The sequence below is a fragment of the Janthinobacterium tructae genome, from assembly GCF_006517255.1.
GTDB lineage: Bacteria > Pseudomonadota > Gammaproteobacteria > Burkholderiales > Burkholderiaceae_D > Janthinobacterium > Janthinobacterium tructae.
In genome coordinates this window covers 6,069,295-6,090,770 of record NZ_CP041185.1, presented here as the reverse complement: position 1 = coordinate 6,090,770, position 21,476 = coordinate 6,069,295, and the positions used below count along the sequence as shown (strand labels likewise).

Genomic DNA, 21,476 nt, shown 5'->3' with positions numbered 1-21,476 from the left:
ATAGTAAGTTTTTTCTTTGAGGAAACTATCATGCTGCCACGGTTCGCCTGCTTCCCCGCCCCACTGCTCGGCCTGCTCCTGCTGGCCGCTATCCCCACCGCCAGCGCCACCACCTATGCCGAACGCGGCTTTGGTGAAAGGGATGGCAATGGCAGCATCGCTTCCGACCTGAACCCGGCCGGCCTGGTGGCCGGCATCATCATGGAAGAAGAAGGACGGCGCCGCGCCGTGACCTATCAGCATGGCCGCATCCGCGAACTGGGCACCCTGGGCGGCAATGAAGGCTTTACCAAGGCCATCAATACCCATGGCGTGGTGGTCGGCTCGGCGCAAACGGCCGGTGGCGCCTGGCACGCCTTCCGCTACGACGCGGCAGGCGGCATGCGCGACCTGGGCACTCTGGGCGGCACCAGCAGCTATGCCACGGCCATCACGCGCGACGGCATGATCGCCGGCTATGCCGACACCAGCGCCGGCGATTTCCACGCCTTTGTCACGAAAGCCGACCACAGCCTGCAAGACCTGGGTACCCTGGGCGGCGCCAGCAGCTATGCAAGCGGCCTGAACACACATGGCGTGGTGGTGGGCACGGCGCAGCGCGGCGACGGCTACCGCCGCGCCTTCGTCTACCGCCCCGGCACGGGCATGCAGGAAATCGGCACCCTGCCCGGCGGACGCATCAGTTCAGCCACTGCCATCAATGACGCAGGCCTGGTCGTGGGCGCATCGGAAACGGAGAAGCGCCGCTGGCACGCGTTTGCCTGGGACGGCAAGCGCATGCTCGACCTGGGCGCCATGATAGGCCAGGGCGACAGCTACGCCACGGCAGTCAACGCGGCCGGACACGTCGTCGGCAGCGTCAGCATCAAAGGCTTTGAACCGATGACCTTTGTCTACAAGGAAGGCGTGATGACGGTGCGCCGCCGCGACGACGGCCTGTACCTGACCAACAAGATCACCGATGCGGGCCTGGTGGTCGGCGCCATCTACACGGGGCACAAGTTCCAGGCCTTCGCCGTGCCGTCGCAAGCGGCGCCCGCACCGCAGCGCAGCAATCCATTGGACTGGCTGCTCATCACCATCCTCATCTCCGCCAGCGGCGTGGTGCTGTACAAATTGCAGCGCAACTATCGCATGGGCCTGCTGGGCGCGCGCACGCGTTTCATGTAAGCCAACGCTACGGATGGACGAAAAAAAAGAGGCTTGCGCCTCTTTTTTTGTGTACTTGCCCTACGCTTAGTTTTGCGTGAGGAAAGTCTTGAGTTTGTCCGAACGCGAAGGCTGGCGCAGCTTGCTCATGGCTTTCGCCTCGATCTGGCGGATGCGCTCGCGCGTCACGTCGAACTGCTTGCCCACTTCTTCCAGCGTGTGGTCGTTCGACATTTCCACGCCGTAACGCATGCGCAGCACTTTCGCTTCGCGCGGCGTCAGCGAGTCCAGCACTTCCTTGATCACATTGCGCATCGACGCATGCAGCGCGGCGTCCAGCGGTGCCAGGGTGGTGTTGTCTTCGATGAAGTCGCCCAGTTGCGAATCGCCATCTTCGCCCATCGGCGTTTCCATGGAAATCGGCTCTTTCGCGATCTTCATGATCTCGCGCACCTTGTTTTCCGGCATTTCCATCTTGACGGCCAGGGTCGCCAGGTCCGGTTCGCTGCCCGTTTCCTGCATGATCTGGCGCGAGATGCGGTTCATCTTGTTGATCGTTTCGATCATGTGTACCGGCACGCGGATGGTGCGGGCCATGTCGGCGATCGAACGCGTGATCGCCTGGCGTATCCACCAGGTGGCGTAGGTCGAGAACTTGTAGCCGCGACGGTATTCGAATTTATCGACCGCCTTCAGCAAGCCGATGTTGCCTTCCTGGATCAGATCGAGGAATTGCAAGCCGCGGTTGATGTATTTCTTGGCGATCGAGATGACCAGACGCAAGTTGGCGACCGTCATTTCGCGTTTCGCGTGACGCGCACGCTTTTCGCCGGCAGCCATCTGCTTGTTGATCTTGCGCAAGTCAGCCAGCGGCAAGGCCACGCGCGCTTGCAGGTCGATCATCTTCTTTTGCAGTTCCTTGACGGCAGGCACGTTGCGGCTGAGGATGGCGCTGTACGGATACTTGCAATCGACTTCGCGGTCGACCCATTCCAGGTCGCATTCATTGCCCGGGAACACCTTGATGAAGTGGGCGCGCGGCATGCCGCATTTGTTCACGCACAGTTCCAGCACGGCGCGCTCGATGTGGCGCACTTCTTCCATCTGGCCGCGCAGGGTGTCGCACAGCTTTTCGACGACCTTGGCCGTGAAGCGGATGCCCAGCAATTCCTGCGAAATGGCTTCCTGCGCCTTGACGTAGGCTTTCGAGTTATAACCCTCGGGCGCCTTGCGCATCTTCTCGTACTGCGTCGAAATGACGTTGAATTTCTCCAACGCATTCTTTTTCAGCTGCGCCAGCTGCTCGCTGGAGAAGCCGGCCGCGCCGCCGTTCGCGTCGCCATCTTCTTCCTCGGCTTCTTCTTCCTCTTCCTCGTCGTCACCGCTGGCGGCAGCAGGCGCGGGGGCAGCGGCAGGCGCCGGGGCATTGCTTTCGTTCAAGTCGACAAAGCCGTCGACCACTTCATCGACCTTGATTTCGTCGCGCGCAATTTTTTGCGACAGCGCAACGATTTCGCCGATGGTGGTGGGGCAGGCGGAAATCGCCTGGATCATGTCTTTCAGGCCGCCTTCGATGCGCTTGGCGATCTCGATCTCGCCTTCGCGCGTCAGCAGCGCCACGGCGCCCATTTCACGCATGTACATGCGCACGGGGTCGGTGGTGCGGCCGAAGTCGGAGTCGACCGTCGAGAGGGCGGTCGCGGCAGCCGCTTCCACTTCATCGTCGCTGGTGACGGTGGCGACGTTGTCGGTCAACAACAGGCTTTCCGCGTCAGGGGCGCGCTCATAGACGGCGATGCCCATGTCGTTGAAGGTGGCGATGATGCCTTCGATCGCTTCCGGATCGATGATGTTTTCCGGCAATTGGTCATTGATCTCGGCATAGGTGAGGAAACCGCGTTCCTTGCCCATGTTGATCAAGCCCGTGATCTGCTTGCGGCGGCGTTCCAGGTCCGCTGCCGAGGCTTCCGGATCGCCCAGTGCATCGGCCAGGCCGCCCTTGGCCTTGCGGTCGCGCGCTTTCGACACGGCCTTCAATTCGGCGCGCTCGACGGCGTTGAGTGCTGCCACTTCATCGTTTTCCGGCGTGAATTCACTTGGTTTGCGGCCTCGGCGGCCTGGCACCTTGACGGTCGGCAAGAAGTAATTCGAGGTATCGATGGCGGCAAGGGCATCGGCGTCAGTGGTCTTGCTGACCACTTGCGCGCCGGTGATGATGGTCACGGGCGCCACTTCAGGCTTGGCGCGCACGACTTTCGAACGGGCTGCCGTCACCACTTTGTTCGTGGCGGCGCTTTCGCTGACCTTGCGCGGCGCGGCCGCGGCCTTGGCGCCGGGGGCGATCTTCACGCTTGGCGTCTTGGCCGGTACGGCTTCGGCGGACTCGGCCACGTCGGCAACAGCCTCGGCAGCCGGGGCGCTGACGGCCGCTTCCACAGCCGCATCGGCCGGTGGCACGGCGGCCAGGCGCGAGCGGCTTTTCTTCACCACGGTGACGACGGTGGGTGCCGTCGTGACGGTCGCTTCCGGATTCGCTTGCGCATTATCGATGAAGTAAGATAAAGTCGTTTTGGGTACGGCAAGTGGTGCCGCGGCTGGGCGTGGCGCCTTGGCGGACAACGTTAAAGTTTTTGGCGTATTCTTCATGAGATATCTCTTAATGCGAGACCAGATGGTGTCGGCGCGAAGTGAATGATTCCACCTAAGCCTGCGAAACCGGACTCGATGGAGCGTATTGTTGCGGCTGCCGTTAACGGCAGCGGCGCCTGCTTATCAGGGCGCTCAAAGCCCGCGCATCCCGCAATGAGGGCGGCGGGGCCGAAGCCGGATCAGATAAATAAGCGATGTACATTGCGGAATGAAAAAAAGCCCGTACCAGAACGGGCTTGAATCTATTGTTGTTCAGTGAAGACACAGCGGAGAGCAAGATTATGCACGAAGGCCTGTTATCTGGATAATTGATAAGCAAAATATCTGATATCAAAAATATCAATAATGATGGCCCTGCACCGCACTGCTCCTATCCCCTGCACACCTGAGCCAGACCGTCAAACACGGGGCCCAGTCATCAGCGCAAGCCGACATTATACACATTTCCCGCATTTCGCGCTGCGTGCACTGTAGTACGGACCCGCTTATCTCTGCGCAAGTTGCCAAAAAAGACAATGCACTTGCCTGTGGCGCGTGCTATGCTCCCCTTTTATAGCCCAACCAATGATGTCGATGACCAGCTCCACGCCAGACCAGCAAGCCACCACTCCTGACACGCCAGTCGATGCAGCCCCAGCGGCGGCACCGGCCGCAGCGGCGACCACGCCGGCACCTGCCGGCCTGACCGCGCGCGCGCTGCTGAAGCAGTTCCAGGAGCAATTCCCGCCTTTCCGCGATTGCCTGCCCTTGTCGATCGGTATCGACAAGCAGATCCTGGCGCGCCTGCCGGACCTGGACCGCAAGCTGATGCGCACGGCGCTGGGCATCCACACGGGTTCGCTGCGCTACCTGCGCATGATGGAAAAAGCCAAGATCCGCTACGACCTCGACGGCACTGCCGGCGCGGAAGTGACGCAAACCCACCGCGACCACGCCACGCAAGTATTGCAGCAGCGCTTCAAGAAAGAAGCCGAGCGCAAGAAAGCCGAACGCGACGCGGCGGCGGCCGAAGAAGCGGACCGTTTGCGCCTGGAAAAACTGAATCAGCTGACCGCGAAATTCTCGCGCAAAGGCTGATCCGGTTTCATGGACACAGCTGCCGCACCGCCACTGCCCCCGTATCAAGGCATTGCACTCGAGCACGTCAAGCTGGTACGCACCAGTGACGATGCAAAAGCGGCCATGGCCGCCCTGCTGGCCGCGGACGCCATCGGCTTCGATACGGAATCGAAGCCGACGTTTGTCAAGGGCGAGTCCTCCACGGGGCCGCACCTGATCCAGCTGGCCACCGACGACATCGCCTACCTGTTCCAGGTGGGCAGCACGCCTGCGCCGGCCCTGGCCGAACTGAAAGCCATCCTCGAATCGACCACCACCCTGAAGGTGGGCTTTGGCCTGTCCGACGACGTCAAGCGCCTGCGCAACAAACTGGGCATTGTTCCCGTTCAGGTGCTCGACCTGTCCGTCGCCCTGCGCGGCGGCCAGCGCAACGACCTGGGCGCCAAGACAGCCGTGGCCAAGTTCTTCGGCCTGCATCTGCAGAAATCGAAAAAAATCTCCACCACCAACTGGGCCACCTCGCGCCTGACGGAAAAGCAGATCCTGTACGCGGCCGACGATGCGCAAGTGGCCCTGCGCGTGTACCGCCGCTGGATCGCCGACGGCGGTAAAGTGACGCCGCAAAAAGCCCTGCGCGCCAGCACGCCACCTGTCCCGCCGCCTATCGCCGCCTGAGCCGGCGCGCCATCCTGCAGCATGAGCAAGAACAAGTCCATCGGTACCAGCCTGGCAGCGATCGCCGCCGCCGAACAGGCGCTGGGGCGAACGCTGCCCGCGTCCTACGTGCAATGGTTATTGCCAAACAATGGCCGCGCGCTGGGCGCCTTGAGCGTGTTTCCCGTCTACGATGAAACCAATGCGCGCAAGACGTGGGAATCGATAGCGCGCCACTACAACACGAGCTGGCAGGAATGGCTGGAGAATGTGGATGGCGGCAACGATGCGAGTACCCTGCTGCCCTTTGCCCAGTTCGGCACGGGCGACTATTACTGCTTTGACTATGCGCAAACGGGGCCGAGCGGTGAACCGGTGGTCGTGCTGTGGTCGCACGAAACAGGCGCCACCAGCACGGTGGCGCCCGACTTTGCCGCCTTCCTGGCCCTGCCCGGCCGTCCGGGATGAAACCCGGCGGCCGGCGCAAGCTTATTTGACGAGGCGCAAGGTCAAGGGATAACGGTAAGTGATGCCATTGCTGGCCTTGACGGCCGCGACGATCGAGCACACCAGGTTGGCCAGCGCCACTACCCAGAACAGGAACAGGCCAATCAGCACGAACGACAGGATGAAGCAGGCGAAATACCAGATGATCAGGGTGATCTGGAAATTCAGCGCCTCGCGGGCGTTCTCGGCCGAAAATTTATCCGCATCATCCTTCTTGATCAAATAAATGATCAGCGGCGCCACCCAGCTGGTGAACAAGCCGCCAACGTGGGACAAAATGGCCAGCGTCGTATCTTGCGTACGACCCACTTCCGGCTGCGTGTTATCCATTATCATTCCCATCACTAGTTATAGATACATCAATATAACAGCAATATTTCTTTTTGGAATGAAACACTTGCTGCCGCAAGGGACTTTTTTTTCACGCGCCGCTTGCCGCCAGCGCCAGCCGCCCCAGCGTGGCGATGGCTTCTTCCAGCTGCGCGCTCCACGGGTGGCCGTAATTGAGACGGATGCAATGACGGAACGCGCGCGTGGCGGAAAAGATGGGGCCGGGCGCAATGCTGATGCCGGCCGCCAGCGCGCTGCGGTGCAAGGCCAGCGCATCGATGCCGGCAGGCATCTCGACCCAGACGAAATAGCCGCCCTGCGGCCGCGTCACCCGCGTGCCGGGCGGAAAATGCACGGCGATGGCTTGCAGCATGGTGTTTTGCTGCGCCGCCAGGGTCAGCCGCAGCTGGCGCAAATGGCGGTCGTAGCCGCCGTGCGCCAGGTAATCGGCCAGCGCCATCTGCAGCGGTATCGGCGCCGACAGGCTGGTGGTCAGTTTCAAACGCTCGACCTGGCGCGCGTAGCGGCCCGCCACGGCCCAGCCCAGGCGAAAACCGGGCGCCAGCGTCTTCGAGAACGAACTGCAATGCATGACCAGACCCGCACTGTCATGGCTTTTCGTCAGGCCGGGGCGCTGCTTGCCGAAATACAGCTCGCCATACACATCATCCTCGATCAGCGGCACGCCATGGCGCGCCAGCAGTGCCACCAGTGCGCGTTTCTTTTCCGGCGGCATCAGGCTGCCCAGGGGATTCTGAAAACTCGTCATCAGCCAGCACGCCTTGGGCTGGTGACGTTGCAGCAACTCTTCCAGCGCCGCCAGGTCGACGCCGTCGCGCGGGCTGGTGGCTATCTCGACGGCCTTGAGTTCCAGCCGCTCCAGCGCCTGCAAACAGGCATAGAAACTGGGCGACTCGATCAGTACCGTGTCGCCGGGCCGCGTGACGGCTTGCAGGCACAGGTTCAGCGCTTCCAGCGCGCCATTCGTGATGACGATGTCGTCGCTGGAAACGAGCACGCCGTCGAGCTGGTAGCGCAGCGCGATCTGGCGGCGCAATTCCGCATTGCCCAGGGATAAATCCGTGACCGTGCTCCAGGGGTCGAGGCGGCGCATGCTGGCCGACACGGCACGCGCCAGCCGTTCCATCGGAAACAGATGCGGACTGGGAAATGCCGAGCCGAAGGGCACGATATCGCGCGCGCCGACGGCACCCAGCACCTCGAAGACCAGGTCGCTGACATCGACGGTGGTGCTGGCGTCGAGCGGGCGCGAGCTGTCTGGCTCGGGTGCCAGCGCGGCGCGCTGCGGCGCCACGTAATAGCCGGAGCGGGGGCGCGAGACGATCATGCCGCGCGCTTCGAGCAAATAATACGCCTGGAACACCGTCGACGGGCTCACGCCCCTGCGCGCATGCTGCTGGCGCACGGAAGGTAACTTATCACCAGGCAGCAACAGCTGCGTGCTGATCATGGCGGCGACTTCTTCCGCCAATTCTTCATATCGTTTCAACCCTGCTCCTCAAACTGATCCGTATTTTTATTGCACAACTGATCCTGTCACAGTGACAGCGCCCGTTATATGCTAGGGTAACAACATCCGGGCAGCAACACCGGCACGCCACCGACCGACGAGACAGGTTATTTCCCCATGCAACTCTCCATGCTACCGCATTCCCCCCTTGTGCTGGTGCTGGCCCTGGCTTGCGCCTTGCCCGGCATGGCGCTGGCCGCACCGGCCAGCGTGCCAGTCGGCCACGACAGCCTGGAACAGCGCATCAAGGCGTGCACGGCCTGCCATGCGCCCAAGGAACGCCACGACGCCTTCTTTCCCCGCATCGCCGGCAAGCCGGCCGGCTACCTGTACAACCAGCTGCTCAATTTCCGCGAGGGAAGGCGCCAGTATCCGATGATGAACTACATGGTCGAGCACTTGCCGGACGATTACCTGCGTGAAATCGCCGAGTATTTTGCGGCGCAGCACCCTGCCCCGCCGCCGGCCCAGCCCAGCAGCGCCGGTGCGACAGCCCTGGCGCGTGGCAAGCAGCTGGTGCTGCACGGCGACAGTGGGAAAAAGATTCCCGCCTGCATCTCCTGTCATGGCGAGAAACTGGCCGGCGTGGCGCCCGCCATCCCCGGCTTGCTGGGCTTGCCGCGCGACTACATCAACGCCCAACTGGGCGCCTGGAAGAACGGCATCCGCCGCGCCCATGCGCCCGACTGCATGGCGCAAGTGGCGCAGCGCCTGTCGGACGCGGATGTGGGCGCCGTCTCGGCCTGGCTGGGCACGCAGGTGGCCAGCGCCGACGCGCGTCCCGCCAGCGGCATCGCCCTGCCCTTGCCGCTGCACTGTGGCGGCGTGCCAGGTTCTACCGCGCAGGTGGCGCCATGAAGAAATGGATGATCGCGGCAGGCCTGGTGCTGATCGCCGGCGGCAGCGCCAAGTTCCTGCTGTACCCGGACGACGACATCGGCCCGCCCGCCGTTGCCAGCACCCTGAGCCCGCAGCAGCTGGTCGCGCGCGGCGCCTACCTGGCCAAGGCGGGCGACTGCATGGCATGCCACACGACGCGTGGCGGCGTGCCCTACGCGGGCGGACGGGCCTTGCAGACGCCGTTCGGCAAGGTGCTCTCGCCCAACCTCACGGCCGACAAGGAAACGGGCATCGGCAGCTGGACGGCAGACGATTTCTGGCGCGCCATCCACAATGGCAAGTCGAAGGATGGCCGGCTGCTGTATCCGGCCTTTCCCTACACCAGCTACACCAAGGTGCAGCGCGAGGACAGCGACGCGCTGTACGCGTATTTCCAGAGCGTGCCGCCGCACAGGCAGGCGAACGCACCGCACGCGCTGCGCTTCCCCTACAACCAGCAGATCGCGCTGGCCGCCTGGCGCGCGCTGTATTTCAAGCCGGGCGTATACCAGCCGCTCACGACTAAAAGCATGGAATGGAACCGCGGCGCCTACCTGGTGCAGGGCCTGGGCCACTGCAGCGCCTGCCATAGCAGCCGCACCACGCTGGGCGGCAGCGACGACGGCCTGTCGGGCGGCCTGATCCCCGTGCTGGGCTGGTATGCGCCCTCGCTGACGTCGGACGCGGAAGCAGGCCTCGGTGACTGGGACACGGCGCATATCGTGGAATTGCTGCAAACGGGCGTCTCGCCGCGCGCCACCGTCTTCGGCCCCATGGCCGAGGTGGTGCGGCAAAGCTTGCAGCACATGGGCAGCACCGACGTGCAGGCGATGGCCGTGTACCTGAAAAGCTTGCCCGGCCCCGCGCAAGCGGCGAAAAAGGCGCCGCGCGACACCTCGGAGCAAGGTCGGCAGCAACTGGCGCTGGGCGCGAAACTGTATGAGGCGCAATGCGCGAGCTGCCACCAGGCCGACGGCAAGGGCGTGCCACCCGGCTACCCGCCGCTGGCCGGCAACCGCGCGCTGACGACGGACTCGGCCGTCAACGCCATCCGCCTCGTGCTCAACGGCGGCTTCGCGCCGGGGACCACCGGCAACCCGCGTCCCTACGGCATGCCGCCGTTCGGCCCCGTCATGGATGACACCGAGGTGGCGGCCGTGGTCACGTATCTGCGCGCTTCGTGGGGCAATGATGCGCCGGCGGTGAGCGCACTGGAAGTGAATCGCTACCGCAGCGTGCCGCTGGAGTAGCGCGCCTGAAAAACGTCCATGGCGGCGTTGCATCTCCTTGCCGTACTACTCGTACTGTCTGCGTCGATGCGCCTTGCCCTGAACGTTTTGCAGACACGCATATGAAGTAAAAAAGCCGGCTCGCGCCGGCTTTTTTCTTGTCAGGCAGCCGCTCTCAACGGAACTTGCTCTTATGTCCCGTCTTCAGATCCAGCGCATAGCGCACGCCGTTGTCCGTCAGCATGACTTCATCGGGCGGCTCTTCGCCGGCCAGGGCGCCGTCGATCAGGGGCAAGCCTTCGCCCTTGCGCATCAGGTCGTCGCAGCGCTCGTACACGTTGACGCAAGCGGTGGACGCCATCAGCGATTGCACGATGGCCACTTTCCACGCGTCGACGCCGCCCGCATTGAATTCGCAGATCAGATAGCCTTGCACGCCGCCAAACAGCTGCACCACCAGACCGGGCAAGCCCTCGTCTTCGCCCTTGATCAGGGTCAACAGCTGGTTTTCGCCCGCCTTCTTGATGGCTGGCAGCTTTTTCTCGATGGCAGCCTTGACGCGGCGCTTGATCAGCGCGTGATCGACCGGTTCGTCTTCCTTGAAGCTCCAGATGCGCGCGCGAATCTGCGACTTCGAATTGTAGGCGGCGCGGGCGATGAATTGCTTCGACGAGCTTTGCACGATGGCCGTCGAGCCGGGCTTCATTTTTTCCTGCGGCTTACCTTCGACTTTTTCAATCGCGGACGCGTAAATCCACGATTGGCCCAGCAAGCTCTTTTCCTTGCCCTGTTTGATGGTGATGATCAGCATGTAATTCCAGTAGTGTGAGCGGCGCGTACCGCTCGTCGTATGTCCAATACCGGCATGATACCTCATGCCATCCTGTCGCATCCTCCTGCATTCCATGCCGCTGCTGGCGCAGTCCGTCGCAGCGCGCTGCGCAGGCGCCACCGGCTGGCATACCATGCATGCAGTCCAATTCAAAACAGGGAGCAAGAATGACACCGACACTTTTCCAGCCACGCCATGCCCGTGCCGCTACCGCCCTGCTGCTGGCCGTCTGCGCCCTGGCCATCCCGGCCGCGCCGGCGCTGGCGTCGCCGCTCGACTGGATCTCCGGCAACAGCATCCAGGGCAGCGGCAAGCTGCAAAAACAGACACGCGAAGTGGGCAGCTTCCATGGCGTGGCGCTGAACGTGCCGGGCACGGTCGAGCTGCGTATCGGCAATACGGACAGCGTCACCATCGAGGCCGACGACAATATCCTGCCGCTGATCGAGACGGCGGTGGAAAACGGCACCCTGCGCATCCGGCCCGCCAAGCGCAACGCCAACTTCCGCCAGAGCAGCCTGACCATCGTCATCCAGGCGCGCCAGGTGGAGCGCATCAGCGTGGGCGGCTCGGGCAACGTCACGGCAACGGGCTTGCGCGCCGAGAAACTGCGCTTCGACGTGGGCGGCTCGGGCTCCATCAATGCGCGCGACCTCGACAGCCGCGCGGTGGCTGTCGCCATCGGCGGCAGCGGCAACTTCAAGGCCAGCGGCAAGACGGAACAGCTGACGGCATCGATCGGCGGCTCGGGCAACATCCAGGCGGGCCGCCTGGCCGCGCGCGAGGTGCAGGTGAGCATCGGCGGCTCGGGCGAGGCGCAAGTGTGGGCCAAGGATGACTTAAGCATCAGCATCGGCGGCTCGGGCGAAGTGAGCTACTACGGCGACCCGCGCATCAGCCGCAGCATGCAGCGCTCCAGCAGCATCAAGCGCCTGGGCGCTGCGCCGAATTAAGCCATAAGGCTGGCCAGCACGGCGGCCAGCTCGCGCGTGGCCGCCTCGCCCAGCGGCTGCAGCGGCGCACGCGGCGTACCCACATCAAAGCCCCGCAGCGCCAGCCCCGCCTTGACGGTGGGCGGCAAGCCCCCTTTCATCAGGCATTGCAGCAACGGCAATTGCCGGAAGAACAGTTCTCGCGCGCGCGGCAAGTCGCCCGCCTGCACGGCCGCATACAGGGCCAGCGGCAAGCCCGCATGCAGGTTGGGCGCGGCCGTGCACCAGCCGCGGGCACCGGCCGCCAGCGCGGCAAAGGCCAGGGTGTTGCTGCCGTTATAGAACGGCAACTCACCCCCGCTCAGCTGCGCCAGCCGGTGCATGCGCTGAATGTCGCCCGTGCTTTCCTTGACCATCGTCACATTCGGCACGTCGCGCCAGATGCGCACGATCAACTCGGGCGACATGTCGATACCGCTGGTGGCCGGATTGTTGTACAGCATGATCGGAATACCCACGGCATCGCCGATGCGCGCCACGTGGCGCACGATTTCTTCCTCGCTCAATTTCCAGTACGACACCGGCAAGACCATCACCGCGTCGGCGCCCTGCTTTTCCGCAAAGCGGGCGCGGCGCATGGCGCCCGCCGTGGTCAGGTCGGAAATACCCACCACCGTGGGCACCCGTCTGGCGACGGCGGCCAGCGAGGTGGCGGCCACGGCATCCCACTCCCCGTCCTGCAGGTAGGCGCTCTCGCCCGTGCTGCCCAGCGGGGCGATGCTGTGCACACCATCGGCGATCAGGCGCTCGATCAGTTGCTGCAGGCGCGGCAAGTCGACGTCGCCACCATCGGCCGTGAACGGGGTGACAGGGTAGGCAATGATGCCTTGAAATAAGGTTTGCATGATGTGGTGTCCTCCAGTAAATGTCGTTAAGCCAGGCAATCGGCATGCTGGCGCAGGGCGCGCCGGGCGTAGTAGGCGAAGGTCACGCTGTCGCGCCGCGCCGTGGAAATCCAGTCGTGCGCCTCGCGCGCCAGGGCCGGCGGCAGCGGCAAAATGGTGCCGGCAGCCATGGCCAGCAATTGCAGGCGGGCGGCCCGTTCCATCAGCAATGCCAGCATGCACGCCTCTTCCACCGTGCGGCCCACCACCAGCTGGCCGTGATGGGCCAGCAAGATCGCGCGCTTGTCGCCCAGGGCGTCGGCGATGATCTCGCCCTCTTCATTTCCTACCGGCACGCCCGGCCACGAGGGCAGGAAGGCGCAATCGTCGAACAGGGGGCAGGTATCCATGTGCGACACGATCAGCGGCTGCTCCAGCATCGACAGCGCCGCCACGTGCGTGGGATGCGTGTGGATGATGCAGGCCACGTCCGGGCGCTGGCGGTAGATCCAGCTGTGAAAGCGGTTGGCCGGGTTGGGAATGCCCTCGCCGTGCACCACGCGCAGGTCGTGGTCAACCTCGATCAGGTTGCTGGCCGTGATTTCATCGAAGCCCAGGCCCAGCTGTTGCGTGTAAAACGTGCCGTCCTGGCCGCCACGGCAGCTGATCTGCCCTGCCAGTCCGGAATCATGCCCGCCATCGAACAGAATGCGGCAGGACAGCGCCAGGGTTTGCCGCACCGACCACGGGCTGTCCTGCGTGACGCTGGCCAGGCGCCGCTCGGCGATGGCCACCAGTGCGTCTTTCGACAAGGCCAGGCTGGCGCCCGGGGCGGCGACTTCATACGGAGTATTTTTCTGCATCGTCTTTCCTTCACTCATGCTGACTACGCTTCCCGGCATGCACGGCAGTGGCCGCGCAACCCAATCCAAGGAAACTGAGTGTATTTTAGGACACTTTGTGTCATGAGGTACAATAGTTTTTTTAAATCGACTGATGCAACCATGGCTATGCGTCTGAAACTGCTGAGAAAACACAAGGGCTGGACCCTGGACCAGCTGGCGGAAAAAAGCGGCTTGACGAAGAGTTACCTGTCCAAGGTGGAGCGGGGCCTGAGCGTGCCCTCGATCGCTGTGGCGCTGAAACTGTCGCACGCCATGCAGGTGGACGTGGAGCAACTGTTCAGCGACAGCTACCAGCAAGCGGCCGTCACCATCACGCGCGCCGGCGATCCGGGCAGCGCGGGTGCGATGCCGCCACTGCCGCATTTCGCCAGCATCGCGGCCGGCGTGGCACCGAAGAAAATGCTGCCCTTCATGGTGTATCCGGCGCCCGATTTCGTGGCCTCCGCCTTCAAGGAACATGCCGGTGAGGAATTCCTGTTCGTGCACCAGGGCACGATTGAAATCGAGTTTCCCCAGGAAACCGTGCAGTTGCAAACGGGCGACTCCGTGTATTTCAACGCCCTGATTCCGCACCGCACGCGCAGCATCGGCGCACAGCAGGCGCAGCTGCTGGTGATCGTCAGCAACGACGAAGACGCGGCCCCATAAAAGCGCTACCGCAACGCAAAAAGCCCGGAGCGATCCGGGCTTTTTGCGTTTCAAACAGTCAAAATCAGCGCGCCGGCTTCACCGGTTCGCGCTCGATCAAGACCGTGTTGACGCTGTCGGTCAGCCATATCTGGCCATCCTGGATCGTGCATTGCAGCTGCATGTTGCGCTGCGCCAGCTTGCTCATGTCTTGCGCCGCCTCGGATGGCAGGTTGATCACGGTCAGGTTCTTCGCCCGTTCCAGCTTGTTGGCAATCTGCTTCCACCAGATGTGACTGGTTGCGCCATAGCTATAGACGATGACCTGCTCCGAACGCCCGCAGGCCTTCAGGATGCGCTTTTCGTCGGGCTGGCCCACTTCGATCCACAACTGGATGGCGCCCGTCAGGTCTTTCTGCCACAGGTCGGGCTCTTCCGTGTCGAACAAGCCCTTGGTGAAGGTCAGCGCCTCGTCGGCGTGGATGGCGAACGCCAGCAGGCGCACCATCATGCGCTCATCCGTTTCGGACGGGTGGCGCGCCAGCGTCAGCGCGTGATCCTGGTAGTAATTGCGGTCCATGTCGGCGATCTGCAGATCGGCTTTGAAAATTGTTGCTTTGAGGGCCATCGTGTTTCTGTCTCGGTAAAGTGGATGTCAATATGGTACGGGCGGCGGTATCAGCGGAATACCACGGTCTTGTCGCCGTTTTTCAGGATGCGGTGCTCGACGAACCATTTCACGGCGCGCGCCAGCACCACGCATTCGACGTCGCGGCCGATGGCCGTCAGAGTGTCGGCATCCATCGCATGGTCGACGCGCTCGACATCCTGCTCGATGATCGGGCCTTCATCCAGGTCGCCCGTGACGAAATGGGCCGTCGCACCGATCAGCTTGACGCCGCGCAAGTGCGCCTGCGCATACGGCTTGGCGCCCTTGAAGCTGGGCAGGAAGGAATGGTGAATATTGATGGCGCGCCCGTCGAGCGCATGGCACAGGCCGGGCGAGAGGATTTGCATGTAGCGCGCCAGCACCACCAGGTCGATCTTGTGCGTGTCCATCAGCTCGATGATCTTCGCTTCCTGCGCCAGCTTGGCCGCTTCCGGCGCGCCGGCCGCCAGTGGCAAGTGATGGAAGGGAATATTGTAGCTGGCCGCCAGCTGGTAGAACTCCATGTGGTTCGAGACGATGGCGGGGATTTCCACGTTCAGCAAGCCGCTCTTGTAGCGGAACAGCAAATCGTTCAGGCAATGGCCGATCTTCGACACCATCAGCATGACGCGCGGCTTGACACGCGCATCGTGCAATTGGCCATGGAATTGGCCATTGAGCTGCATGACTTGCGACAGGTCGGCGAAGTCGCTGCGCAACTGGGCGTCGCTGACGGCGACGTCTTCCAGCGCGAAATGGACGCGCATGAAGAACAGCTGGGATTCCTGGTCGCCGAACTGGGCCGAATCGAGGATGTTGCAGCCGTGTTCGGCCAGGAAGCCGGACACGCGGTGCACGATGCCGCGCTGGTCCAGGCAGGACAGGGTCAGGATGTATTCAGGATGCGTCATGGTCGCGGAATAAGGCAAAAAAGGTGGGCTATGCTCGGCTCAGCCACGCGCGCCGGCCATCGGCTGCGCTGCCGCGAGCCAGCTATTGTCGCACGGCCGGGCCTGTAAACCTGCATTTTCCACGCAAGCTGCATGGCTACCTGCGGTGACAAGCTGATTGACGTTCCTTTGATCTGGCACAAAGTCATCGCTTTTTTCAGGCTGCAAGGCGCCATTCTCGCACCAAACCCGCCTCCGGCGTGGAACCTGGCACGCCATCCGGCGTCTATCTCTTTGCTTGTTTCAGCACACGTCGCATCCGGTACACCGGGTGTTTCTCGGACCAGATTTTCATTGAGGTAGAACATGTTCACCAACAGTACCCCCCCCAGTCTCAGCCCCGCCCTGAAGTCCCACCTGGAGACCCAGTGCAATTTCGCCACGGAACTATCGCGCAAGCTGTTCGATACGGCGCAGCAACTGAGCGAGCTGCATCTGCGGCTGGCGCAAGACTTGCTGCAGGAATGGAGCAACGCCAGCCAGCAACTGCTGTCTGCGCGCGACACGGGCGAGTTCATGTCGCTGGCCGCAGCCCAGTTGCAGCCGGGCAGCGACAAGCTGCGCCAGTACCAGCAGCAACTCGGCAACCTGGTCGCCAACGCCAATGTCGAGATGAACCGCACGGCAGAGAACCACCTGCCCGAAGCGAGCCGCACGGCCGTGGCCTTCGCCGATGAAGTGGTGCGCAAGACGGCCGAAGAAACGGAAAAAGCCACGCAGCGCCAGCGTGAGATGATCGAAAAAATGCATGCCTCGGGCCACCGCGATGGCGCGGGCCAAGGCCGCGAGACCGGCAGGCAATCCGATCAGGCGCATTGAACAGTGCCCCCACCCGACAGCAAGGAGAGCGACATGGCTAACAGTAATGAGCAGGGCAAAGGCGCTGGCAGCAGCCAGAAAGCCGGCGAACCGGGCAGCAGCAAAGGCACGAGCAAGCGCGGCTTTGCCGCCATGAACGAGGAGCAGCAACGCGAAATTGCCAGCAAGGGCGGTCAGGCAGCCCATCAAAAGGGTACGGCGCATGAATTCGACTCGGAAGAAGCACGCCGGGCCGGGCAGAAAGGCGGTGAAGCCGTCAGCCGCAACCGTGTACACATGGCGGAAATCGGCCGCAAGGGCGGCGAAAGCCGGCAATCGGCGCAGCGCGCCAATGAAAGCCGCGGCAGCACGGCGGCACGCGGCGGCGGCGCCGAGCAGCAGTCGAAGGCCAGCCGGCAGGGCAACAAGGACGAAGACGACAAGGGCTGACCTGGCTGGCCTGGCACGCGGCTTGATGACGGCACGGGGCGGCCCTGGCAGCCCCGTGCCGGGACTGGCGCAGCGCGGGGCGCGGCGGTATGGTACATTCTCGCCTTACTGACACATTCGCGCCCCGCCCCGCCCTTCCCCGCATGCAGCCATCCCTGAAATACCTGAGCGCCTATTCCGAACAAACGCAAGCGCAAGTGCAACAACTGATCGCGCAGGACAAGCTGGGCGAAGTACTGTTAAAACGCTACCCGAATGCGCACGATGTGCGCAACGACAAGGCGTTGTACCAGTACGTGCAAGACTTGAAGAATGAATTCCTGCGCAATGCCGAGCCCATCAACAAAGTGGCGTTCGACAGCAAGATCCACGTGATCCAGCATGCGCTGGGCTTGCATACCTCGATCTCGCGTGTGCAGGGCGGCAAGCTCAAGGCCAAGCATGAAATCCGCGTGGCCACCATGTTCAAGGAAGTACCGCTGGAATTTCTGCGCATGATCGCCGTGCACGAACTGGCGCATGTAAAAGAAAAGCAACATGACAAGCCGTTCTACAAGCTGTGCACGTATATGGAACCGCAATACCACCAGTACGAATTCGACGTGCGCCTGTACCTGACCCAGCTCGACCTGTCGGGCCAGCGCCTGTGGTCGTGACGGCCGGTGCCGACCAGCATGAAAAAGCCGCCTGGTACAGGCGGCTTTTTTGCGTGTGCGCCGGCAGGGCCGGCGCCAATTCAGACTCAGGCGGCGTTCTTGCGGCGGCGCAGAAAGGCCAGCAAGCCCAGGCCGCCCAGCAGCATGCCGTACGTGGCAGGTTCCGGCACGGGGCTCACGCTGGCGGCGATATTGTCAACCTGGAAAGTATGGAAGGCGCCCTCTTTCCACGAGGCCGACAACAGGTTATCGAAGCCCGTGAACGTGTAATTGCTGAAAGTATGACTGCCGTTGAGGTTGAAGGTTTGCGTCACCGTGCCGCCGCCCACCTGGTGGCCGACAAAGGTAACGTCGTAGGGACCAGGCCAGCTCACGAAGTCCGCCAGGCTGATCGAGCTCAGCGAGAAGGCGGCGCCGTCAGCACGGCTCAGCGTTGTCGTCGACAGTGCCGTGGCTCCAAGGCCGGCCGAGCCGGCGTAGGCAAGGCTGCTCTGACGCGGCGAGCTCAACAGGCCCAGGAAACTGCTGTCGAAATTGTAGCCGCCTTCGGAATACGAGGGGAACACGGAACTGAGGTAACCCGGCTGTTCCAGCGGATCGAAAGTGATAGTGGTGGTTTGCGCCTGGGCGCCACCGGCGGCGGCGAGAATGGCGGCAACAGCGGTCGCGCGCAAGAAGGTCATAGGTTTCAAAATAACATCCTTTCAAGATGATGAAGTAGCGAGGTCGTGGCAACTTACGACATACCGGCATCGCGGGGGGCGGCACCATGCGCCCAGCGGCGATCCGACATGCCTGTCTTGTGAACCATGCAAGTAGACCACATGCTTACATAAAAAGCATCTTCATTTTCAAAAAAACATGCATCAAGAGAAATATTATGGACACATTTTTATTAATCAATTTATTGAGATTGATCAATCTTCCCGTACGGAAATAAAAAAGCCATGCACCGCCGTGCATGGCTCCTGATGAGACTCCATACGGGAACTTAGGGCACGCATTCCTTCAGGCGTTGCACCAGCGCGGCGGGATCGGCGTCGGCATTGAGGAAAGCTGCGTGCTGCGGACGGATGAAGCCCTGTTCCTTGCCGTTATCCACGAACGCCAGCAAGCCATCATAGAAACGGTCGACATTGAGCAAGCCGATGGGCTTGGCGTGCAAGCCCAGCTGGGCCCATGTGAGCATCTCGAACAGCTCTTCCAGGGTGCCATAGCCGCCGGGCATGGCGATGAAGGCGTCGGACAGGCTGGCCATCATCGCCTTGCGCTCGTGCATGTCCTTCACGATGAACTGTCGCGTCAAGCCCATGTGGCCCACTTCGCGTTCAACCAGCTGGGTGGGAATCACGCCCGTCACCTCGCCGCCCAGGCGCAGCACTTCATCGGCGATCACGCCCATCAGGCCGACCTTGCCGCCGCCATACACCAGTGAAATATTTTCCGCCACCAGTACGCGCGCCAGTTCGCGCGCCGCCACCGCATAGTCGGGCGAGACGCCCGCGTTGGCGCCACAGTACACACATAAAGCCTTGATCACAGTATTCCCTAGCCTTTCAATTCATCGATCGCCGCCTCGACCTCGAGGCGTTCCTTGGCGTCCAGTGCCACGCACTCGGCCGCCTTTTCATACAGGGCCAGCGCTTCCGCCAGCTTTTTCTTTCCATCAAGCATGCTCAAGGCGCGCGCATATTCGCTATGCGCCAGCGCCGAATACGGCGTCAGGGCCAGCGCCGTCTTGAAGTGCTGATAGCCATCTTCCTTGTTGGCGCCATAGGTCAGGCTGCCGATCATGGCGCCGACCTTGTCGATAATTTCCGTATGATAAATCCCAAACGCAATATGCGCTTCCGCATGCATGGGCGCCACCGTCATCGTGCGGTCCAGGCTATTGCGCACGCGCGCGCCCATGCCCTGCGCCAGGGCCTTGACGACGGAGGTGCCCAGCGCGCAGCGGCCCAGGCTATAGGCATGCCAGTAGTAGCCGGCCGGGTTGTCCGGCTGTTCGCTCTGCTGGCGCTCGCAGCGCTCCGCCACTTCTTCGTACATGTCGAGTTTCTGGCGGTCCTCCACTTCCAGGTGCGTGGCATAGATGCAGGTCGCCTTGTGCGCCACCGCATAGCCGGGCACGCCGACGGCCAGACCCAGCTTCACGGCGCGTTCAAAGTCGCCCGCGTGGAAGGCCAGCCAGGCTTGCACCAGCGCAGGGTGCGTGGGAAACGGTTCCACATCGCCCGCATGCAGGCGCGCCCAGGCCGCTTCCAGGGTTTGCGGCGTGTAGACATAGGCTGCGTCCGGATAGGGGAATTGTTTCCAAGCCATATATCTCTCCTGTAAATGACGACGTGGCGCCAGCAGCCGCGTCAGTCGTTCTTGAGTTTGGTCACATACTCTTCCGACAGTTTGCGAAACAGCAAATGCGTTTCATTGCGCAAATACGGGCCGATCAGGGACAACACCTGGTAGCAGCCGCGTGCCAGCGCATCGGACATCGATTGCTGCTCGCTGTACTTGCGCGGGTTGCGCACATATTCGTACGACAGCCAGTACGTGGCGACGACCACCATATTCGTCGCCATCGCGGCCACTTCCATGTCCGACGCTTCCAAAGACTGTTCGCTGCGCAAATCTTCGCACAGCTGCGTGGCCACCTTGATCTTGTGCGCCAGGATCAGCTTGAAGTGCAGTTCCAGCTTGCGGTTGCGCGACAGCAAATCATTGAGGTCGCGATAGAAAAAACGGTAGCGCCAGATCAGTTCGAACATCAGGTGCAAATACAGCCAGACATCCTCGATATTCGAACGGCGCCCGTCAGGCACGGTCAGGATGCGTTCGATTTCCGCCTCGAACTGGACGAAGATCGAGTTGACGATGTCATCCTTGTTACGGAAGTGGTAATACAGGTTTCCCGGCGAAATATTCATCTCTTCCGCAATCACGGTCGTCGTGATATTCGGCTCACCAAACTCATTGAACAGGCGCAGCGACAACTCCAGGATGCGTTCGCGGGTACGGCGTGGTGCTTTTTGTAGCATGGCGGGCAATCTCTCTGTGTTCTGCCGCAAGCATACCACCTAAGATAGCCGAAATGAAACACTGCGCCCCATGGCGCAGGTGAAAAACGCAGGCAAAAAAAAGCCTGCGCGAGCAGGCTGGAGGAATGCTGCGCCAGCTCAGGCCGGCGCTGCTTTTTTCTTCGCCGCCGCTCTCGCGGCGGGTTTGCTCACCGCTTTGCTCACTGGCTTGCTCACCGGCCTGGCTGCGGCGCGCGGTGCCGCCGTAGCTGCCGCCTTGGCCGGGGTCTTGGCAACGCTGGCCTTCGGTGCTGCCTTCGGCACGGCTTTCGCTACGCTTTTCGGCGCCGCTTTCACGGCGGGCTTGGCCACAGCCTTCGGCCTGGGCGCCGGCGTGGCTTTGTCCGACAGCGCTGCCACCTGCAAGCTCAAGGCATCGATCTTGGCATGCAGCGCGGCGATGTCGTTTTGCATCGGCACGCCGATGGTGGCCAGGGCACGCGCCACGCGTTCTTCAAACACCTGTTCCAGCTTGTCCCAGGAGCCGCTGGCCTGCTTGCCCACGCCATCGGCCAGTTTGCTGACGCTGTCGCCGACATCGGCCACCTTGTCTTCGGCGCGCTTCTGGAATTCCGTGCCTTCCTTGACCAGCTTGGAAAACACGCGCCCGCCCTCTTCCTGCGCCTTGGCGAAGGCACCGAGGCCCGCTTGCCAGATCTGCTGCGCGGACGAGCGCACGGCGCTCGCCAATTCCTTGTCTTCCGTCAATTCCTTCAATTTCTTCACCATCGC

At 62.5% G+C, this 21,476-nt stretch carries 24 protein-coding genes; 11 read left to right on the top strand and 13 right to left on the bottom strand.

Annotation, left to right across the window (positions count from 1 at the left end; all coding sequences use genetic code 11):
• The first annotated feature begins 30 nt into the window (after positions 1-30).
• Positions 31-1,170, top strand: coding sequence for an HAF repeat-containing protein (locus FJQ89_RS26995; RefSeq protein ID WP_141172414.1), 1,140 nt, complete (start codon positions 31-33; stop codon positions 1,168-1,170).
• Positions 1,171-1,236: 66 nt separating this feature from the next.
• On the opposite strand, the gene rpoD is transcribed toward FJQ89_RS26995, so the two are convergent.
• Entirely contained in the window at positions 1,237-3,795 is a 2,559-nt protein-coding gene (rpoD, locus tag FJQ89_RS26990) for an RNA polymerase sigma factor RpoD (protein ID WP_141172413.1), read from the bottom strand.
• Between the two features lie 576 nt (positions 3,796-4,371).
• On the opposite strand from rpoD, the gene FJQ89_RS26985 reads away from it, so the two are divergent.
• The 3 genes from FJQ89_RS26985 to FJQ89_RS26975 are packed head-to-tail and all read left to right on the top strand — an operon-like array spanning position 4,372 to position 5,979.
• Positions 4,372-4,875, top strand: coding sequence for a ProQ/FINO family protein (locus FJQ89_RS26985; protein WP_243136299.1), 504 nt, complete (start codon positions 4,372-4,374; stop codon positions 4,873-4,875).
• Between the two features lie 9 nt (positions 4,876-4,884).
• Positions 4,885-5,532, top strand: coding sequence for a 3'-5' exonuclease (locus tag FJQ89_RS26980; protein ID WP_141172411.1), 648 nt, complete (start codon positions 4,885-4,887; stop codon positions 5,530-5,532).
• Positions 5,533-5,553: 21 nt separating this feature from the next.
• Positions 5,554-5,979 carry an SMI1/KNR4 family protein gene (locus FJQ89_RS26975; protein ID WP_141172410.1) on the top strand — a complete coding sequence of 142 codons (426 nt, stop codon included), beginning with the start codon at positions 5,554-5,556 and terminating at the stop codon, positions 5,977-5,979.
• A gap of 21 nt (positions 5,980-6,000) precedes the next feature.
• Here the strand turns inward: FJQ89_RS26975 and FJQ89_RS26970 are convergent, their stop codons facing one another.
• A complete protein-coding gene (locus FJQ89_RS26970; protein WP_205704538.1) occupies positions 6,001-6,348 on the bottom strand; it encodes a DUF4870 domain-containing protein in 348 nt (115 codons plus the stop codon).
• Between the two features lie 91 nt (positions 6,349-6,439).
• Positions 6,440-7,858: an aminotransferase-like domain-containing protein gene (locus FJQ89_RS26965; protein ID WP_141172409.1), complete on the bottom strand. Its 1,419-nt coding sequence runs from the start codon at positions 7,856-7,858 to the stop codon at positions 6,440-6,442.
• A gap of 150 nt (positions 7,859-8,008) precedes the next feature.
• Here FJQ89_RS26965 and FJQ89_RS26960 point away from each other — a divergent pair, with 150 nt between their 5' ends.
• The gene (locus tag FJQ89_RS26960) at positions 8,009-8,737 is read left to right on the top strand and encodes a c-type cytochrome (RefSeq protein WP_141172408.1); all 729 of its coding nucleotides are present in this window, start codon (positions 8,009-8,011) and stop codon (positions 8,735-8,737) included.
• Positions 8,734-10,008: a c-type cytochrome gene (locus tag FJQ89_RS26955; RefSeq protein ID WP_141172407.1), complete on the top strand. Its 1,275-nt coding sequence runs from the start codon at positions 8,734-8,736 to the stop codon at positions 10,006-10,008. Before FJQ89_RS26960 ends, FJQ89_RS26955 begins: the two co-directional genes overlap by 4 nt.
• Before the next feature lie 154 nt (positions 10,009-10,162).
• Here FJQ89_RS26955 and FJQ89_RS26950 read toward each other — a convergent pair whose 3' ends face one another.
• Entirely contained in the window at positions 10,163-10,798 is a 636-nt protein-coding gene (locus FJQ89_RS26950; protein ID WP_096234638.1) for a class I SAM-dependent rRNA methyltransferase, read from the bottom strand.
• A gap of 188 nt (positions 10,799-10,986) precedes the next feature.
• Between FJQ89_RS26950 and FJQ89_RS26945 the strand changes: the two genes are divergently transcribed.
• A complete protein-coding gene (locus FJQ89_RS26945) occupies positions 10,987-11,772 on the top strand; it encodes a head GIN domain-containing protein (RefSeq protein WP_141172406.1) in 786 nt (261 codons plus the stop codon).
• On the opposite strand, the gene FJQ89_RS26940 is transcribed toward FJQ89_RS26945, so the two are convergent.
• Positions 11,769-12,656 carry a dihydrodipicolinate synthase family protein gene (locus FJQ89_RS26940; protein WP_141172405.1) on the bottom strand — a complete coding sequence of 296 codons (888 nt, stop codon included), beginning with the start codon at positions 12,654-12,656 and terminating at the stop codon, positions 11,769-11,771. The two genes, FJQ89_RS26945 and FJQ89_RS26940, sit on opposite strands and share 4 nt — an antisense overlap.
• A gap of 26 nt (positions 12,657-12,682) precedes the next feature.
• Positions 12,683-13,498, bottom strand: a complete 816-nt coding sequence (locus FJQ89_RS26935; protein ID WP_141172404.1) for an aldolase — start codon at positions 13,496-13,498, stop codon at positions 12,683-12,685.
• Positions 13,499-13,639: 141 nt separating this feature from the next.
• On the opposite strand from FJQ89_RS26935, the gene FJQ89_RS26930 reads away from it, so the two are divergent.
• Complete coding sequence (locus FJQ89_RS26930; protein WP_141172403.1) at positions 13,640-14,188, top strand: helix-turn-helix domain-containing protein; 549 nt, start codon at positions 13,640-13,642, stop codon at positions 14,186-14,188.
• A 64-nt stretch (positions 14,189-14,252) separates the two neighbouring features.
• On the opposite strand, the gene FJQ89_RS26925 is transcribed toward FJQ89_RS26930, so the two are convergent.
• Positions 14,253-14,795: a YaeQ family protein gene (locus FJQ89_RS26925; protein ID WP_071078577.1), complete on the bottom strand. Its 543-nt coding sequence runs from the start codon at positions 14,793-14,795 to the stop codon at positions 14,253-14,255.
• 50 nt (positions 14,796-14,845) lie between these two features.
• Positions 14,846-15,727, bottom strand: coding sequence for a formyltetrahydrofolate deformylase (purU, locus tag FJQ89_RS26920; RefSeq protein ID WP_141172402.1), 882 nt, complete (start codon positions 15,725-15,727; stop codon positions 14,846-14,848).
• Positions 15,728-16,072: 345 nt separating this feature from the next.
• On the opposite strand from purU, the gene FJQ89_RS26915 reads away from it, so the two are divergent.
• The 3 genes from FJQ89_RS26915 to FJQ89_RS26905 all read left to right on the top strand — a co-directional run bounded on the left by FJQ89_RS26915 (position 16,073) and on the right by FJQ89_RS26905 (position 17,670).
• Complete coding sequence (locus FJQ89_RS26915; protein WP_141172401.1) at positions 16,073-16,585, top strand: phasin family protein; 513 nt, start codon at positions 16,073-16,075, stop codon at positions 16,583-16,585.
• Between the two features lie 33 nt (positions 16,586-16,618).
• Positions 16,619-17,014: a KGG domain-containing protein gene (locus FJQ89_RS26910; protein WP_141172400.1), complete on the top strand. Its 396-nt coding sequence runs from the start codon at positions 16,619-16,621 to the stop codon at positions 17,012-17,014.
• A 143-nt stretch (positions 17,015-17,157) separates the two neighbouring features.
• Complete coding sequence (locus FJQ89_RS26905) at positions 17,158-17,670, top strand: YgjP-like metallopeptidase domain-containing protein (protein WP_071078582.1); 513 nt, start codon at positions 17,158-17,160, stop codon at positions 17,668-17,670.
• A gap of 86 nt (positions 17,671-17,756) precedes the next feature.
• Here the strand turns inward: FJQ89_RS26905 and FJQ89_RS26900 are convergent, their stop codons facing one another.
• From FJQ89_RS26900 to FJQ89_RS26880, 5 genes are all read right to left on the bottom strand, one after another.
• On the bottom strand, positions 17,757-18,353 hold the full coding sequence (locus FJQ89_RS26900) for a PEP-CTERM sorting domain-containing protein (protein WP_141173012.1): 597 nt from the start codon (positions 18,351-18,353) through the stop codon (positions 17,757-17,759).
• Between the two features lie 308 nt (positions 18,354-18,661).
• Positions 18,662-19,207 (bottom strand): LOG family protein, encoded by a 546-nt coding sequence (locus tag FJQ89_RS26895; protein WP_168208596.1) that lies wholly within the window; start codon positions 19,205-19,207, stop codon positions 18,662-18,664.
• A gap of 11 nt (positions 19,208-19,218) precedes the next feature.
• Positions 19,219-19,992 (bottom strand): tetratricopeptide repeat protein, encoded by a 774-nt coding sequence (locus tag FJQ89_RS26890; protein WP_141172398.1) that lies wholly within the window; start codon positions 19,990-19,992, stop codon positions 19,219-19,221.
• 41 nt (positions 19,993-20,033) lie between these two features.
• Entirely contained in the window at positions 20,034-20,705 is a 672-nt protein-coding gene (locus FJQ89_RS26885; protein ID WP_034758777.1) for a TetR/AcrR family transcriptional regulator, read from the bottom strand.
• A 138-nt stretch (positions 20,706-20,843) separates the two neighbouring features.
• The gene (locus tag FJQ89_RS26880; RefSeq protein ID WP_141172397.1) at positions 20,844-21,473 is read right to left on the bottom strand and encodes a phasin family protein; all 630 of its coding nucleotides are present in this window, start codon (positions 21,471-21,473) and stop codon (positions 20,844-20,846) included.
• Positions 21,474-21,476 lie beyond the last annotated feature (3 nt).

Coding starts and splice junctions, on each gene's coding strand:
- FJQ89_RS26950 (WP_096234638.1), bottom strand. CDS start 10,798: ATGCTGATCATCACCATCAAACAGGGCAAGGAAAAGAGCTTGCTGGGC.
- rpoD (WP_141172413.1), bottom strand. CDS start 3,795: ATGAAGAATACGCCAAAAACTTTAACGTTGTCCGCCAAGGCGCCACGC.
- FJQ89_RS26975 (WP_141172410.1), top strand. CDS start 5,554: ATGAGCAAGAACAAGTCCATCGGTACCAGCCTGGCAGCGATCGCCGCC.
- FJQ89_RS26900 (WP_141173012.1), bottom strand. CDS start 18,353: ATGACCTTCTTGCGCGCGACCGCTGTTGCCGCCATTCTCGCCGCCGCC.
- FJQ89_RS26880 (WP_141172397.1), bottom strand. CDS start 21,473: ATGGTGAAGAAATTGAAGGAATTGACGGAAGACAAGGAATTGGCGAGC.
- FJQ89_RS26935 (WP_141172404.1), bottom strand. CDS start 13,498: ATGCAGAAAAATACTCCGTATGAAGTCGCCGCCCCGGGCGCCAGCCTG.
- FJQ89_RS26930 (WP_141172403.1), top strand. CDS start 13,640: ATGGCTATGCGTCTGAAACTGCTGAGAAAACACAAGGGCTGGACCCTG.
- FJQ89_RS26995 (WP_141172414.1), top strand. CDS start 31: ATGCTGCCACGGTTCGCCTGCTTCCCCGCCCCACTGCTCGGCCTGCTC.
- FJQ89_RS26925 (WP_071078577.1), bottom strand. CDS start 14,795: ATGGCCCTCAAAGCAACAATTTTCAAAGCCGATCTGCAGATCGCCGAC.
- FJQ89_RS26890 (WP_141172398.1), bottom strand. CDS start 19,992: ATGGCTTGGAAACAATTCCCCTATCCGGACGCAGCCTATGTCTACACG.
- FJQ89_RS26945 (WP_141172406.1), top strand. CDS start 10,987: ATGACACCGACACTTTTCCAGCCACGCCATGCCCGTGCCGCTACCGCC.
- FJQ89_RS26970 (WP_205704538.1), bottom strand. CDS start 6,348: ATGGATAACACGCAGCCGGAAGTGGGTCGTACGCAAGATACGACGCTG.
- FJQ89_RS26955 (WP_141172407.1), top strand. CDS start 8,734: ATGAAGAAATGGATGATCGCGGCAGGCCTGGTGCTGATCGCCGGCGGC.
- FJQ89_RS26940 (WP_141172405.1), bottom strand. CDS start 12,656: ATGCAAACCTTATTTCAAGGCATCATTGCCTACCCTGTCACCCCGTTC.
- FJQ89_RS26885 (WP_034758777.1), bottom strand. CDS start 20,705: ATGCTACAAAAAGCACCACGCCGTACCCGCGAACGCATCCTGGAGTTG.
- FJQ89_RS26960 (WP_141172408.1), top strand. CDS start 8,009: ATGCTACCGCATTCCCCCCTTGTGCTGGTGCTGGCCCTGGCTTGCGCC.
- FJQ89_RS26905 (WP_071078582.1), top strand. CDS start 17,158: ATGCAGCCATCCCTGAAATACCTGAGCGCCTATTCCGAACAAACGCAA.
- FJQ89_RS26980 (WP_141172411.1), top strand. CDS start 4,885: ATGGACACAGCTGCCGCACCGCCACTGCCCCCGTATCAAGGCATTGCA.
- FJQ89_RS26915 (WP_141172401.1), top strand. CDS start 16,073: ATGTTCACCAACAGTACCCCCCCCAGTCTCAGCCCCGCCCTGAAGTCC.
- FJQ89_RS26985 (WP_243136299.1), top strand. CDS start 4,372: ATGACCAGCTCCACGCCAGACCAGCAAGCCACCACTCCTGACACGCCA.
- purU (WP_141172402.1), bottom strand. CDS start 15,727: ATGACGCATCCTGAATACATCCTGACCCTGTCCTGCCTGGACCAGCGC.
- FJQ89_RS26910 (WP_141172400.1), top strand. CDS start 16,619: ATGGCTAACAGTAATGAGCAGGGCAAAGGCGCTGGCAGCAGCCAGAAA.